Raw genomic sequence first — 14,094 nt, 5'->3', positions numbered from 1 at the left:
CAAAGCGTTCAAGCTCGCCCTCAAGGAGATCATTCCATGCGTTCAGTCGGACATTTCATCGGTGGCAAGGAAGTGAAGGGCACGTCTGGCCGGACGGCGGACGTCTTCGAGCCGATGACCGGTGACGTCCAGGCCAAGGTCGCGCTGGCGTCCAAGGCCGAAGTGCGCGCCGCGGTCGAGAACGCGCGCGCCGCGCAGCCGGAATGGGCCGCGACCAACCCGCAGCGCCGCGCCCGCGTGATGATGAAGTTCCTCGAGCTGGTGCAGCGCGACTACGACAAGCTTGCCGAGCTGCTCGCCCGCGAGCACGGCAAGACCGTTCCGGACGCGAAGGGCGACATCCAGCGCGGCCTCGAAGTCGCCGAGTTCGCCTGCGGCATCCCGCATCTGATGAAGGGCGAGTACACCGAAGGCGCCGGTCCCGGCATCGACATCTACAGCATGCGCCAGCCGCTCGGCGTCGTCGCCGGCATCACGCCGTTCAATTTCCCGGCGATGATCCCGATGTGGAAGTTTGCCCCCGCCATCGCCTGCGGCAACGCCTTCATCCTGAAGCCGTCGGAGCGCGATCCCGGCGTGCCGATGCTGCTCGCTGAGCTGATGATGGAAGCAGGCCTGCCGGCCGGCATCCTCAACGTCGTCAACGGCGACAAGGAAGCCGTCGACGCCATCCTCGACGATCCCGATATCAAGGCCGTCGGCTTCGTTGGTTCGACGCCGATCGCGCAGTACATCTATGAGCGTGCGGCCCAGACCGGCAAGCGCTGCCAGTGCTTCGGTGGCGCCAAGAACCACGCCATCATCATGCCGGACGCGGATATGGACCAAGCGGTCGATGCGCTGATTGGCGCCGGCTACGGCTCGGCCGGCGAGCGCTGCATGGCCGTCTCGGTTGCCGTTCCCGTCGGCAAGGCCACCGCCGACCGCCTGATGGACAAGCTGATCCCGCGCGTCGAGAGCCTCAAGATCGGCACCTCGATCGATCCGTCGGCGGATTACGGTCCGCTGGTGACGCGTGAGGCGGTCGAGAAGGTCAAGAGCTACATCGACATCGGCATCAAGGAAGGCGCGACCCTTGCTGTCGACGGCCGCGGCTTCAAGATGCAGGGCTACGAGAAGGGCTTCTATCTCGGCGGTTCGCTGTTCGACAACGTCACCAAGGACATGCGGATCTACAAGGAAGAAATCTTCGGCCCCGTGCTCTCGGTCGTCCGTGCGCACGACTACAAGGAAGCGCTGGCGCTGCCGTCCGAGCATGATTACGGCAACGGCGTCGCCATCTTCACCCGCGATGGCGACGCTGCCCGCGACTTCGCAGCCAAGGTCAATGTCGGCATGGTCGGCATCAACGTGCCGATCCCGGTGCCGATCGCGTATTACACCTTCGGCGGCTGGAAGAAGTCCGGCTTCGGCGATCTCAACCAGCATGGTCCGGATTCGGTCCGCTTCTACACCAAGACCAAGACGGTGACCTCGCGCTGGCCGTCCGGTGTCAAGGAAGGTGCGGAGTTCTCGATCCCGCTGATGAAGTAGTTCTCCTTGGAGCGAGAGGCCGGGATGCAATTCGCTCTGAACGAGGATCAGGTCGCGGTTCGCGACATGGCGTTGGCGTTTGCGGCGGAAAAGATCGCGCCGCACGCGTTGCGCTGGGACGAGGAGAAGCATTTCCCCGTTGACGTGATGCGTGAGGCTGCTGCCCTCGGCATGGGCGGCATCTATATCCGCGAGGATGTCGGAGGATCCGCGATGTCGCGGTTCGACGCGGCGCTGATCTTCGAGGCGCTGGCGACGGGCTGCCCGACCACCTCGGCCTTCATCTCCATCCACAACATGGCGTCCTGGATGATCGATGCCTACGGCAGCGACACCCAGCGCCACACCTGGTTGCCAAAACTCTGTTCGATGGAGCTCATCGCGAGCTACTGCCTGACCGAGCCGGGCGCCGGTTCGGACGCCGCAGCGTTGCGTACGCGTGCCGTGCGAGACGGCGATCACTATGTTCTTACCGGCCAGAAGCAGTTCATCTCCGGCGCCGGCGGCACCGATCTCCTGGTCGCGATGGTCAGGACCGGCGGCGACGGCCCCGGCGGCATCTCGACCCTCGTCATCGACGGCAAAACGCCTGGCGTGTCGTTCGGCGCCAACGAGCGCAAGATGGGCTGGAACGCGCAGCCAACCCGCGCGGTGATTTTCGAAAACGCCCGCGTGCCGGTGGCCAATCGGCTGAGCGAGGAGGGTGTCGGCTTCAAGATCGCAATGGCCGGCCTCGACGGCGGTCGTCTCAATATCACCGCTTGCTCGCTCGGCGGCGCACAGACGGCACTCGACAAGGCGCGCACCTACATGAAAGAGCGCAAGGCGTTTGGAAAGCGGCTCGACGAATTCCAGGCCCTGCAATTCAAGCTCGCCGATATGGCGATCGAGCTGGAGGCCGCGCGCACCTTCCTGTGGCGCGCCGCCGCCGCGCTCGACCGCAAGGACCCGGACGCCACCATGCTGTGCGCGATGGCCAAGCGCTTTGGCACCGATGTCGGTTTCGAGGTCGCCAACCACGCGCTGCAGCTTCACGGCGGCTACGGCTATCTCAGTGAATACGGCATCGAGAAGATCGTACGCGATCTGCGCGTGCACCAGATCCTCGAAGGCACCAATGAAATCATGCGGCTCATCGTGGCGCGCAAACTGATCGAGGGCGCACGATGACTGCGATGGAGGAGGGCGATCTCGTCGCCCGCGTCGAAGGCGCGGCCGGGATCATTCGGCTCAACCGTCCCAAAGCGATCAACGCCGTCACGCTGGAGATGTTTCGCGACATCGACAAGGCGCTCGATCGTTTCGAAGCTGATCCCGCCGTTGCGGTGATCGTGCTGGAAGGCGCCGGCGAGCGTGGCCTCTGCGCCGGCGGCGACATCCGCACGCTCTGGGAGAGCTCGAAGGCTGGCGGCGATCTCGGCAAGATCCTGTGGCGCGAGGAATACATCCTCAATGCCCGGATCAAGAAGTTTCCAAAGCCCTATGTCGCCTTCATGGACGGCATCGTGATGGGCGGCGGCGTCGGGCTGTCGGCGCATGCCAGCCACCGCATCGTCACCGATCGCACCAAGCTCGCGATGCCCGAGGTCGGGCTTGGCTTCTTCCCCGACGTCGGTGGCACGTGGCTGTTGTCGCGCTCGCCCGGCGAGATCGGTACGTATTTTGGGTTGACCGGCCAGACCATGAATGGCCCCGATGCGATCCATGCCAAGTTTGCGGATGCCGTGGTGCCGGCCGCCAAATGGCCGGAGCTGCGCGAAGCGCTGACCCGGGTTCGTCCGGGTGTGAGCGCGGCCGAGGTCACCAGGCTGATCAACGGTTTTGCGAGCGGTGAGTTCGCCGGGCCGGTCGCCGCCAAGGAGCCTGTTATCGACGCATTGTTCGGCTTCGACCGCATGGAGGACATTCTCGCTGCGCTCGAGCGCGACGGTTCGGAGTTCGCGCTGGCGACATTGAAGACGCTCAAAGAGAAATCGCCGCGTGGCATGGTGGTGACGCTGAAGCTGCTGCGGCTTGCGCGCACGGCGTCCAGCCTGGAAGAGTGCCTGGTGCGCGAATATCGCGCCGCGCTGGAAGTCTTCCGCAGCGACGATTTCCGCGAAGGAGTGCGCGCGGCCGTGATCGACAAGGATCGCAATCCATCCTGGTCGCCGCCGCGAATCGAGGATGTGACGCCGGCGATGCTTGCGCCGTATCTCGCCGAGATCGGCGCCGACGAGCTGAAGTTCAACTAACAACGCTACAGCGGAGGAAACGAAGATGGCCACGATCGCATTCATCGGTCTCGGCAACATGGGCGGCCCGATGGCCGCCAATCTGGTCAAGGCCGGCCACAAGGTGGTGGCCTTCGACCTCGTCGAGGCTTCCCGCAATCAGGCCAAGGCCGATGGCGCCGGCATCGCTGACAGTGCGGCGGGCGCCGTGAAAGGCGCTGATGTCGTCGTCACCATGCTGCCGGCCGGCAAGCATGTGCTCGGCGTCTGGAACGAGGTCGTGCCCGCCATGACGAAAGGCACGCTGATCATCGATAGCTCTACCATCGACGTCGAAAGCGCCCGTCAGGCGCATGCGCTCGCGGCCAAGAGCGGCGTGCTTTCGGTGGACGCGCCGGTCTCCGGCGGCACCGGTGGTGCCAAGGGCGCCACGCTCACCTTCATGTGCGGCGGCGAGGAGAGCGCGTTCGCGGCGGCCAAGCCCGTGCTGGAGAAGATGGGCAAGAAGATCGTCCATTGCGGCGGCGCGGGGGCGGGCCAGGCGGCCAAGATCTGCAACAACATGATCCTCGGCATTTCCATGATCGCGGTGAGCGAAGCTTTTGCGCTCGGCGAAAAGCTCGGGCTCTCGCATCAGGCGCTGTTCGACGTCGCCTCGACCTCGTCGGGCCAGTGCTGGTCGCTGACGACCTATTGCCCGGTTCCGGGCCCGGTGCCGACCTCGCCGGCGAACAACGACTACAAGCCGGGTTTCGCCTCGGCGCTGATGGTCAAGGATCTGACCCTGGCGCAGGACGCCGCCAAGGCTGCGGGCGCGGCGACGCCGCTCGGCAAGCATGCGCAGGAGATCTATCAGTCTTTCGACGCAGCCGGCCAAGGCGGGGTGGATTTTTCAGGAATTATCAAGCACGTTCGCGGTCTCGCTGGAAAATAGCGAGGCTTCGTAGCCCGGATGGAGCGAAGCGAAATCCGGGATAGTTCCTCCTCACGGCCCTGATCGGCCCCGGATTGCGCTTCGCTCCATCCGGGCTACGCTCGAAGACCAATTCGACGGGCTCTGATCATGACGACATTCCAGGACGCGCGCGCGTTTCTTCTTCAGCACCGCACGGATTACGAGACTGCGGTCAGGGACTTCCGCTGGCCCGATCCTGGCCCCTTCAACTGGGCGCTCGACTGGTTCGACCAGCTGGCGAAAGATGCGGAATCCAAGGATAGACCCGCGCTTTGGATTGTCGATGCTGCACAGGACAAGCAGACAAAACTGTCCTTTGCGGCGCTGTCGCAGCGCTCGAACCAGGTCGCGAACTTCCTGCGCGCGCAGGGGCTGAAGCGCGGCGATCATCTCTTGCTGCTGCTCGGCAATGTGGTGCCGCTGTGGGAGACGATGCTGGCGGCGATGAAGCTCGGCGTCGTCGTCATTCCCGCAACGACACTGCTCACGGCCGACGAGTTGCGCGACCGGCTCGATCGCGGCAAAGCGAAGGCGGTGGTGGCTGCGGAAGACCAGGTCGCGAAATTCGCGAGCCTTGGCGCCGAGAATGTCGTGCGCATCGTGGTTGGCGCCGCCTCCGATGGTTGGCTCGCCTATGGCGAGGCGGCGAAGGCTTCGGAGACCTTTGCAGCCGACGGCCCGACCAACGCCGACGACCCGATGCTGCTGTATTTCACCTCGGGCACCACTGCGAAGCCAAAACTGGTGCGCCACAGCCAGCGCAGCTATCCCGTCGGCCATCTTTCGACCATGTACTGGATCGGGCTGAAGCCCGGCGACATCCACCTCAACATCTCCTCGCCGGGCTGGGCCAAGCACGCCTGGAGCTGCTTCTTTGCGCCTTGGAATGCGGGCGCCACCGTTTTCGTGGTCAATCAGCCGCGCTTCGATGCAAAGGGCCTGCTCGCCACCATCGGCCGCTGCGGCGTCACCACGCTGTGCGCGCCGCCGACGGTGTGGCGGCTGTTCATCCAGGAGAACCTGGCGTCGTTCAAGGTGAGCCTGCGCGAGGTCTGCGGCGCCGGTGAGCCGCTCAATCCTGAAGTGATCGACCAGGTGCAGGCTGCCTGGGGCCTCGTCATCCGCGACGGCTATGGTCAGACCGAGACGACGGCGCTCGCGGGCAACTCGCCGGGACAAAAGATCAAGGTTGGCTCGATGGGCCGGCCGCTGCCGGGCTATCGCGTGCAGGTCAGCGATGCCGACGGCCAGCCGGCCAAGGAGGGTGAGGTGGCCTTGCTGTTGGGGGCTGACCGTCCCGCCGGTCTGATGCAGGGCTATCAGGGCGATGACGGCAAGCTGTCCGGCGCCGAAGGCGAGCTCTATCGCAGCGGCGACGTCGTCTTCGAAGATGAGGACGGCTATCTCACCTTCGTCGGCCGCTCCGACGACGTGTTCAAATCCTCGGACTACCGCATCAGCCCGTTCGAGCTGGAGAGCGTGCTGCTCGAGCATGAGCTGGTCGCCGAAGCCGCGGTGGTGCCGAGCCCTGATCCGATCCGGCTCGCGATTCCCAAGGCCTTCGTGCTGCTGACCGCTGGCGCCGAGCGGACGCCGGAGACGGCGCTGTCCATCTTCAGGCACCTGCACACGCGGCTTGCGCCCTTCAAGCGCATCCGCCGCCTCGAAATCGTCACCGAGCTGCCGAAGACGATCTCTGGCAAAATCCGCCGCGTGCAGCTACGACGGCTCGAACGCGACGATGATCGCAACGATCCGCTGCGCGGCCGGGAATTCCGCGAGGAGGATTTTCCGGATCTGCCGAAAACAAGAAGTGAGACCTGAAGCGAAATGAACGAAATCTGGAAGAAGCCGCCGATCACGCTCGAAGCCTATCAAGCCATGGTCGGCAAGGAGATCGGCGTCTCGTCCTGGCACCTGATCGACCAGCCTCGCATCGATACCTTTGCCGATGTGACCGACGATCGCCAGTTCATCCATGTCGATCCCGAAAGGGCGAAGACCGAGACGGCGTTCGGCACCACCATCGCGCATGGTTTCCTGACGATGTCGATGTTGTCGGTGATGTCCTACGAAGTGATGCCGGCGATTGCGGGCACCACGATGGGCGTCAATTACGGCTTCGACAAGCTGCGCTTCATCTCGCCGGTGCGCTCGGGCAGGCGCATCCGCGGCCGGTTTGTGCTCGCGGAAGCCAAGCTGCGCAAGGCAGGCGAATTGCAGTCGCGCACCAATGTGACGGTGGAGATCGAAGGCGAGGACAAGCCCGCGCTGGTCGCGGATTGGCTCGGTCTGATCTACTTCGCCTGAACTGGGCCGATTTGGCCGGGCTTGACCCGGCCAGCCATCGCTGCTCAAAAGCTGACGAATTTTCGCGGATTTTACCCTCTCCCCCTGTGGGAGAGGGTGGCTTCGCGGGACCGCGAAGCCGGGTGAGGGGTATCTCTCCACGAACTCGGCTGCCGAGAGATACCCCTCATCCGGCGCTCGCGCGCCACCTTCTCCCACAAGGGAAGAAGGAAGAAAGGAAACATAAATGGCAATCAGGTTCGACGGACGCGTCGCCATCGTCACAGGCGCGGGCAATGGTCTCGGCAAGGCACATGCGCTCGGCCTGGCGAGCCGCGGCGCGAAGGTCGTGGTCAACGATTTCGGCGGCGCGCGCGACGGCACCGGTGCTTCGCTTTCGCCGGCCGAAGCCGTGGTCGAGGAGATTCGTAAAGCGGGCGGCACGGCGATGGCCGACGGCGCCGACGTGTCGAATTTCGAACAGGTCACGGCCATGGTCGAGCGCGCCACCAAGGAATGGGGCAGCGTCGACATCATGTGCGCCAATGCCGGCATTCTGCGCGACAAGTCGTTCGGCAAGATGGAAGCGGCCGATTTCCAGAAGGTGCTCGATGTGCATCTCGTCGGCACCTTCTATTGCTGCAAGGCGGTCTGGGCCGGCATGCGCGACCGCAACTACGGCCGCATCGTGCTGACGACCTCGTCCTCCGGCCTCTACGGCAATTTCGGCCAGGCCAATTACGGCGCGGCCAAGTCCGGCATGGTCGGCCTGATGAACGTGCTCGCGGAAGAGGGCCGCAAGACCAACATCCGTGTCAACATCATCTCGCCGACAGCGGCGACCCGTATGACGGAAGAGCTCTTGCCGCCGCAGGCGCTGCAGCTGATGAAGCCGAATGCGATCACGCCGGCAGTCGAGTACATGCTGAGCGAGGACGCGCCGACCCGCACCATCATGGGTGCCGGTGCCGGTTCGTTTGCCGTGATCAAGATCCTGGAGAGCGAAGGCATCAACCTGCCGGAAGCCGAATGGACCCCGGATGCGATCGCCGCGCATTTCGCTGAGATCAGCGACATGTCGAAGGCCAGGGCGTTGCAGGGGGCGTTCGAGCAGACCCAGAAGTATGTCGCACAGGCCGCGGCGCGGGCGGGGATCAAGCTCTAGCAGCGCCGTCATTCCGGGGCATGCGTGGCGCAAGGCCGGAACCGTACTCTCCCCGTCGTGGCCGGGCTTGTCCCGGCCATCCGCGTGTTTGGGATTGCGCGTTTGGCTTTCGTGGATGCCCGGGACAAGTCCGGGCATGACGACCTATGTCGCAGAACCGGCCTGCTATAAATTCGTACGATGACCTCACTCGACACCCACATTGCCGTCATCGGTGCCGGTCCCGCCGGGTTGATGGCGGCGGAGGTGCTGGCGCAGGGCGGCGGCCGCGTCACCGTCTACGACGCGATGCCGTCCGCAGGCCGTAAATTCCTGATGGCGGGCAGGGGTGGGCTCAATCTCACCCATAGCGAGCCGTTGCCGGATTTCCTCGCCCGCTACCGTGAGGCGATGCCGCATCTGCGCGCCGCGGTCGAGGCGTTTCCGCCCGATGCGCTGCGCGACTGGAGCGCAGGCCTGGGACAGCTGACCTTCGTCGGCAGCAGCGGGCGGGTGTTTCCAAAAACGTTCAAGGCCTCGCCCTTGCTGCGCGCCTGGCTGCGGCGGCTCGATGCGGCCGGCGTGCAATTCGCGTTTCGGCATCGCTGGACGGGATGGAACGCGGACGGGCGGCTGCAGTTTCAAACGCCCGATGGTGGGCTTGCCATCGCCGCCGGCGCAACCGTGCTCGCGCTGGGTGGCGCGAGCTGGCCGCGGCTCGGCTCGGACGGCGCGTGGGTCGATTGCCTTGCCGCCGAGGGCATTGTCATCTCAAAGCTTCGCCCCGCGAACTCCGGCTTCACAGTCGCATGGTCCGACGTCTTCCGAGATCGCTTCGAGGGCCAGCCACTCAAGGGCGTGGCGCTAACGGTCGGTGCGCACACGGTGCGTGGCGAAGCCATGATCACCCGTAGCGGAATCGAGGGCGGCGCGATCTACGCGCTGTCGGCCGAATTGCGCGAGGCGGTGCTGGGGATCGGGCAGGCAACGCTGACAATCGCATTGCGGCCCGATCTCGATGCCGACGCGCTGACCGCGCGTCTGTCGGGCACGCGCGGCAAGCAGTCGCTGGCGAACTTCCTGCGCAAGGCGGCGCAAGTGTCGCCGGTCGGCATTGGCTTGATGCAGGAGGCGGCGATCGCATCCGGCCGGCCGTTGGTATCGTTCTCGCCGGCGGAGCTTGCGCATCTGGTCAACGCAATCCCGGTTCAGCTCACCGGTGTTGCTCCGATCGATCGCGCCATCTCGACCGCGGGCGGGATTTCGTTCGATGAGCTCGACGACCACTTCATGCTGCGCAAATTGCCCGGCGTATTTGCCGCAGGCGAGATGCTGGATTGGGAAGCCCCGACCGGCGGCTATCTGCTGCAGGCCTCGTTCGCGACGGGAGCGGCGGCGGGCAGGGGAGCGTTGCAGTGGCTGAAGCGCTTCTAGAATACCGTCGCCCTTCGAGGGCCGCTGAAGAGGCAGTCACCTCAGGGTGACGGCTACGAGGGAGCGCCGCCCTGAATACGTCGCAGAAAGAGCGCCGTCATGAGGTGCGAGTGGCGCGATGCAAAGCATCGCGCCGGCAGCCTCGAAGGATGCGCGGGCGTTGAACCGCTACCGCAGCTTCCCGCGCGCCGCCACCGGCAGCGTGCCGATGATCTCCTCGCCGCGGACCATCACCACCTCATCCATCATGTTGACGACGACGCAGACATGGTTCGGGACGATCCGGACGACGTCGCCGACGTTCGGCCGCGTGTTGCTGCGGGAGAGGTCGAGAAAGCCGTGCTCCTCGGCAAATTTCGCGATCTTGGCTTCGGGATGCTCCAGGATCAGGCCGTGGCCGTCGAGCCCACCGGTATCGGTCGTCAGCGTCTTCGAGCCGGCGTCCAGGATGCCGCGCTCGGGCGCGGCGCGGCTCACCACAGTCGAGTAGATCTGCAGCGCGCAGTCGTCCCAGGTGGCGGAGCCGGCTGCGACCTGCATGCGGTCGTTGTAAATGTAGGTGCCAAAGCGGTGCTCGGTGCCACCCTTGAGCTTGCCGATGTTGATGAGGTTCGGCGTGCCGCCGGTCGAGACGATCTTTGCGTCCAGCCCGTGTGCGCGCACGCCGGCAAGCGCCTCGTCAAAGAACTTCTGCGCATCGCCCCAGCCGGTCTCGGTGGGGTAGAGCATGAAGCCGGCGAACTGCAATCCCTTCGATCCCGCGATCTCGCGCGCCAGCGCAATCGCTTCCGCCGGCGTCTCGACGCCCGCGCGCTTGCGGCCCGTATCGCACTCGACCACGACGGAGAGCGGACGGCCGGATGCCGCGGCCGCCTTTGGCAGGCCGGCAACGACGGTCGAATTGTCGGCGGCCACCGTCATGTTGGCCTTGGCCTGCAGCGCGCCGAGGCGTGCCATCTTCTCTTCACCCAGCAGATTATAGCTGATCAGGATGTCGTCGATGCCGGCATTGGCCATGATCTCGGCCTCGCCGAGCTTCTGGCAGGTGATGCCCTTGGCGCCGGCCGCGACCTGCATTTTCGCAAGGGTCGGATTCTTGTGGGTCTTGATGTGCGGGCGGTTGGCAACGCCGGCATCATCGCAGGCCTTCTGGATCCGCGCGATGTTGCGCTCGACCTTATCCATGTCGATGACGGCGCAGGGCGTGCCGTATTCGCGGGCGATCTTGGCGGCGAGGATGGTTGTCATGGAAGTCTCTTAGTTGGCGCGCATTCTGATCGCAAAACCGGGACCCACTTTTGCGGAATGTGCGCTAGGCCTGTTCGATTTCTTCGCGGAGCATTTCAAGTTCGAGCCAGCGCTCTTCGGCGGCTGACAGTGCTTCATGCGCCTTGGCGATGGCGGCGGAGGCGTCGTCGAATTTCTTGCGATCTTTGGCATAGAGATTGGGATCGTCGAGCACGCGCTGCAGTTTGGCAATATCCGCCTGCAGCGTTTCCATCTTCCGCGGCAGCGTTTCCAGCGCGTGTTTTTCGTTGAAGCTCAGCTTCCGCTTGGATGTGGAGACGGGGGCGGAGGTGCGCTCCTCTTTCTTTTCCGCCACCGGCTGCGTCTTCGCCGTCTCGCGCTTCAAATCCGCACCGCGCTGCGCCAGCATGTCGCTGTAGCCGCCGGCATACTCGATCCACTTGCCGTTACCTTCGGGCGCGATCACGGAGGTGACGACGCGGTCGAGGAAATCGCGGTCATGGCTGATCAGGATGACCGTGCCGTCGTAGTCACCGAGCATCTCCTCGAGCACGTCGAGGGTCTCGAGATCGAGATCGTTGGTCGGCTCGTCCAGCACAAGGAGATTCGACGGCTTTGCCAGCGCACGCGCCAGCATCAGCCGGCCGCGCTCGCCGCCAGAGAGCACCTCCACGGGCGTGCCGCGCTGCTCCTGTGCGAACAAAAAGTCCTTCATGTAGCCGACCACATGCTTCGGCTTGCCGCCGACCATGATCTGGTCGCCACGGCCGCCGGTCAGCGCCTCGGCCAGCGTCGACTTGGGATCAAGGCTTTCGCGATGCTGGTCGAGCGTGGCCGTCTCCAGGTTCGCCCCGAGCCGCACGATGCCTGAATCCGGCTGCGCGCCGCCGGTCAGCAGATTGACCAGCGTGGTCTTGCCGGCCCCGTTCGGACCGATGATGCCGAGCCGGTCGCCGCGCTGGATGCGGGTGGAGAAATTGTCGACGATCACGCGATCGCCATAGGCCTTGGTGATGCCCTTCGCCTCGATCACCAGCTTGCCGGATTGCTCGGCCTCCGCGGCCGCCAGACTGGCGGTGCCCGCTGTGCCGCGATAATTGCGGCGCTGGTCGCGCAGCGCGTGCAGATTGGCGAGCCTCTTGACGTTGCGCTTGCGCCGGCCGGAAACGCCATGGCGCAGCCAGTGCTCCTCGTCGACGATCTTGCGGTCGAGCTTGTGCTGGTCGCGCTCTTCCTCCGCCAGCACCTCGTCGCGCCAGCTCTCGAACGAGGCAAAGCCGCGGTCGATCTGCTTGATCCTGCCGCGGTCGAGCCATGCGGTGGAGCGCGAGAGGTTGGTGAGGAAGCGGCGGTCGTGGCTGATGATGACCAGCGCGCTACGGCGGCGGTCGAGCTCCTGTTCCAGCCATTCGATGGTGGCGAGATCGAGATGGTTGGTCGGCTCGTCCAGCAGCAATATGTCGGGCGAGGGCGCGAGCACATAGGCCAGCGCCGCGCGACGGGCCTCGCCGCCGGAGAGGTGATGCGGGTTCTCCTCGCCGGTGAGGCCGAGCTGCTCCAGCAGATAGCGGGCCTGGTGCTGGTCGTCGCCGGGCGCGAGCCCGGACTCGACATAGGCAAGCGTAGTCTTGTGCTCGCCGAAGTCGGGCTCCTGCGGCAGATAGCGGACGGTGGCGCCGGGCTGCACGAAGCGCGTGCCGCCGTCGGGTTCGACGAGCCCGGCCGCGATCTTCAGCAGCGTCGACTTGCCGGAGCCGTTGCGGCCGATCAGGCAGACGCGCTCGGATGGTGCAACGTTGAGCTCGACACCCGACAGCAGCGGTGTGCCGCCGAAAGTGAGCTTGATGTCTTTGAGTTGGATCAGCGGCGGTGCCATGGTCAGCTCTGGCTCGTCGCAGCTTGATCGGCGCGGCGGCGCTGAATCCGGCGCAGCGTCTGGTCGAGCGCCGAGAGGAAGGCGGAGCGGTCGCGCGGCGCGAACGAGCGCGGGCCACCGGTGACTTCGCCGGCCGAGCGCAGATCCGTCATCAGATTGCGCACCGCCAGCGTCATGCCGATCGACTCCTCCGTAAACGGTTTGCCGTTCGGCGCGATCACGTCGGCGCCCGCTTTCACGCAGCGGCTCGCCAGCGGAATGTCGGAGGTGATGACCACGTCGCCTGGCTTGGCCCGCTCCGCGATCCAGTCGTCGGCCGCATCCATGCCGGAGCCGGCGGCGATGCGCTCGATCAGCGGGTCCTGCGGCACGCGGATAAAGTTGCCGGCGACCACGCTGACGGGCACGCCGTGGCGGAGCGCGACGCGGTAGATTTCGTCCTTCACCGGGCAGGCGTCGGCGTCGACATAGATGCGGGTGGGGATGTCAGTCATTCGCCGCGTGGTACCCCATTCGGGCCGCAAAGGCGAGGGGATTGACCGCTGTTCCCCGGGGCCTACGATCGGCCGTGAAACAACAAAAGCACAGGGAAGGCCCGTCATGCCGAACCGGCTCGAAACTTACCGCGTCGCGGCCTACAACACCGCAAAGCAGTCCGAAAACAAGATGCACGACGACACGGTGGCGCGCCGCTTCGGCTTTTCCGGTGGGCTGGTCCCCGGCGTCGATGTTTTCGCCTACATGATGCACGTGCCGGTGGCGCGCTGGGGCCGCGATTTCCTCAGCCGCGGGCTGGTCGAGGCGCGCTTCATCAAGCCGGTCTATGACGGCGAGACCGCCGATGTCGATGCAACCGAGCACAACGGCCTGCTGACGATCGAGGTGTTCAGTCGCACCGCACTGTGCGCTACGGGCACGGCGTCGCTGCCGGCGGCGGCGCCTGCGGTGTCGCTGAGCGACTACGTCCAAGTGGCTCCAGTTGCCGAGCGCAAGCCGGTGGGTCCGGCGACCTTTGAGGTCGGCAAATGGCTCGGCACGATACCGCGCCGCTGGGCCGGGCAGGACGGCGCCGATTATCTCGCTGATGTCCGGGAGGCCGATCCGATTTTCGCGCGCGAGGGGCTCGGCCATCCCGGCCTGATCCAGCGCGTCATGAACCGCGTGCTGGTCGACAACACGATTCTGGGCCCGTGGATCCATGTCGGCAGCCATATGCAGCTCCTGTCCGCCGCGCGCGCCGGAGACGAGATCGCCGCGCGGGCAAAAGTCACTGCGAATTACGAGAAGAAGGGCCACCGCTTCGTCGAGCTCGACGCACTCGTCGTCGCCAACGGCACGACGCCGATTGCACACTGCCAGCACACCGCGATCTACCAGCCGCGCGAGCAGGCGGCGGCGTAGC

At 65.3% G+C, this 14,094-nt stretch carries 12 protein-coding genes; 9 read left to right on the top strand and 3 right to left on the bottom strand.

Annotation, left to right across the window (positions count from 1 at the left end; genetic code table 11):
- Window positions 1-36: 36 nt before the first annotated feature.
- From ACWAT4_RS23790 to ACWAT4_RS23755, 8 genes are all read left to right on the top strand, one after another.
- Window positions 37-1,533, top strand: coding sequence for a CoA-acylating methylmalonate-semialdehyde dehydrogenase (locus ACWAT4_RS23790; protein WP_212299272.1), 1,497 nt, complete (start codon window positions 37-39; stop codon window positions 1,531-1,533).
- Between the two features lie 24 nt (window positions 1,534-1,557).
- Window positions 1,558-2,703: an isobutyryl-CoA dehydrogenase gene (locus ACWAT4_RS23785; RefSeq protein WP_212299273.1), complete on the top strand. Its 1,146-nt coding sequence runs from the start codon at window positions 1,558-1,560 to the stop codon at window positions 2,701-2,703.
- Window positions 2,700-3,767, top strand: a complete 1,068-nt coding sequence (locus tag ACWAT4_RS23780; protein WP_449728205.1) for an enoyl-CoA hydratase/isomerase family protein — start codon at window positions 2,700-2,702, stop codon at window positions 3,765-3,767. The genes ACWAT4_RS23785 and ACWAT4_RS23780 overlap by 4 nt, the downstream gene beginning before the upstream one ends.
- A 25-nt stretch (window positions 3,768-3,792) precedes the next feature.
- A complete protein-coding gene (gene mmsB, locus ACWAT4_RS23775; RefSeq protein WP_212299275.1) occupies window positions 3,793-4,680 on the top strand; it encodes a 3-hydroxyisobutyrate dehydrogenase in 888 nt (295 codons plus the stop codon).
- Between the two features lie 129 nt (window positions 4,681-4,809).
- Window positions 4,810-6,525: an AMP-binding protein gene (locus ACWAT4_RS23770; protein WP_449728204.1), complete on the top strand. Its 1,716-nt coding sequence runs from the start codon at window positions 4,810-4,812 to the stop codon at window positions 6,523-6,525.
- A gap of 6 nt (window positions 6,526-6,531) precedes the next feature.
- Window positions 6,532-7,011: a MaoC family dehydratase gene (locus ACWAT4_RS23765; protein ID WP_212425782.1), complete on the top strand. Its 480-nt coding sequence runs from the start codon at window positions 6,532-6,534 to the stop codon at window positions 7,009-7,011.
- Window positions 7,012-7,237: 226 nt separating this feature from the next.
- The gene (locus ACWAT4_RS23760) at window positions 7,238-8,155 is read left to right on the top strand and encodes an SDR family NAD(P)-dependent oxidoreductase (RefSeq protein ID WP_212299278.1); all 918 of its coding nucleotides are present in this window, start codon (window positions 7,238-7,240) and stop codon (window positions 8,153-8,155) included.
- 234 nt (window positions 8,156-8,389) lie between these two features.
- Window positions 8,390-9,568, top strand: a complete 1,179-nt coding sequence (locus ACWAT4_RS23755) for a TIGR03862 family flavoprotein (protein ID WP_449731251.1) — start codon at window positions 8,390-8,392, stop codon at window positions 9,566-9,568.
- A gap of 168 nt (window positions 9,569-9,736) precedes the next feature.
- Here ACWAT4_RS23755 and ACWAT4_RS23750 read toward each other — a convergent pair whose 3' ends face one another.
- From ACWAT4_RS23750 to ACWAT4_RS23740, 3 genes are all read right to left on the bottom strand, one after another.
- Window positions 9,737-10,816, bottom strand: a complete 1,080-nt coding sequence (locus ACWAT4_RS23750; RefSeq protein WP_449728203.1) for a D-TA family PLP-dependent enzyme — start codon at window positions 10,814-10,816, stop codon at window positions 9,737-9,739.
- Between the two features lie 64 nt (window positions 10,817-10,880).
- Entirely contained in the window at window positions 10,881-12,692 is a 1,812-nt protein-coding gene (locus tag ACWAT4_RS23745) for an ABC-F family ATP-binding cassette domain-containing protein (RefSeq protein ID WP_449728202.1), read from the bottom strand.
- Window positions 12,693-12,694: 2 nt separating this feature from the next.
- A complete protein-coding gene (locus tag ACWAT4_RS23740; RefSeq protein WP_212299282.1) occupies window positions 12,695-13,186 on the bottom strand; it encodes a YaiI/YqxD family protein in 492 nt (163 codons plus the stop codon).
- Window positions 13,187-13,292: 106 nt separating this feature from the next.
- Here ACWAT4_RS23740 and ACWAT4_RS23735 point away from each other — a divergent pair, with 106 nt between their 5' ends.
- Window positions 13,293-14,093 carry a hypothetical protein gene (locus ACWAT4_RS23735; RefSeq protein ID WP_449728201.1) on the top strand — a complete coding sequence of 267 codons (801 nt, stop codon included), beginning with the start codon at window positions 13,293-13,295 and terminating at the stop codon, window positions 14,091-14,093.
- The last annotated feature ends 1 nt before the right edge of the window (window position 14,094 follow it).

This window comes from Bradyrhizobium sp. T-1 (genome assembly GCF_053592855.1).
This window is presented reverse-complemented; position numbering and strand designations above follow the sequence as displayed.

What these genes read in the sequence shown, in the direction of transcription:
- ACWAT4_RS23790 (WP_212299272.1), top strand. Translation starts at nt 37, where the DNA reads ATGCGTTCAGTCGGACATTTCATCGGTGGCAAGGAAGTGAAGGGCACG.
- ACWAT4_RS23785 (WP_212299273.1), top strand. Translation starts at nt 1,558, where the DNA reads ATGCAATTCGCTCTGAACGAGGATCAGGTCGCGGTTCGCGACATGGCG.
- ACWAT4_RS23780 (WP_449728205.1), top strand. Translation starts at nt 2,700, where the DNA reads ATGACTGCGATGGAGGAGGGCGATCTCGTCGCCCGCGTCGAAGGCGCG.
- mmsB (WP_212299275.1), top strand. Translation starts at nt 3,793, where the DNA reads ATGGCCACGATCGCATTCATCGGTCTCGGCAACATGGGCGGCCCGATG.
- ACWAT4_RS23770 (WP_449728204.1), top strand. Translation starts at nt 4,810, where the DNA reads ATGACGACATTCCAGGACGCGCGCGCGTTTCTTCTTCAGCACCGCACG.
- ACWAT4_RS23765 (WP_212425782.1), top strand. Translation starts at nt 6,532, where the DNA reads ATGAACGAAATCTGGAAGAAGCCGCCGATCACGCTCGAAGCCTATCAA.
- ACWAT4_RS23760 (WP_212299278.1), top strand. Translation starts at nt 7,238, where the DNA reads ATGGCAATCAGGTTCGACGGACGCGTCGCCATCGTCACAGGCGCGGGC.
- ACWAT4_RS23755 (WP_449731251.1), top strand. Translation starts at nt 8,390, where the DNA reads ATGGCGGCGGAGGTGCTGGCGCAGGGCGGCGGCCGCGTCACCGTCTAC.
- ACWAT4_RS23750 (WP_449728203.1), bottom strand. Translation starts at nt 10,816, where the DNA reads ATGACAACCATCCTCGCCGCCAAGATCGCCCGCGAATACGGCACGCCC.
- ACWAT4_RS23745 (WP_449728202.1), bottom strand. Translation starts at nt 12,692, where the DNA reads ATGGCACCGCCGCTGATCCAACTCAAAGACATCAAGCTCACTTTCGGC.
- ACWAT4_RS23740 (WP_212299282.1), bottom strand. Translation starts at nt 13,186, where the DNA reads ATGACTGACATCCCCACCCGCATCTATGTCGACGCCGACGCCTGCCCG.
- ACWAT4_RS23735 (WP_449728201.1), top strand. Translation starts at nt 13,293, where the DNA reads ATGCCGAACCGGCTCGAAACTTACCGCGTCGCGGCCTACAACACCGCA.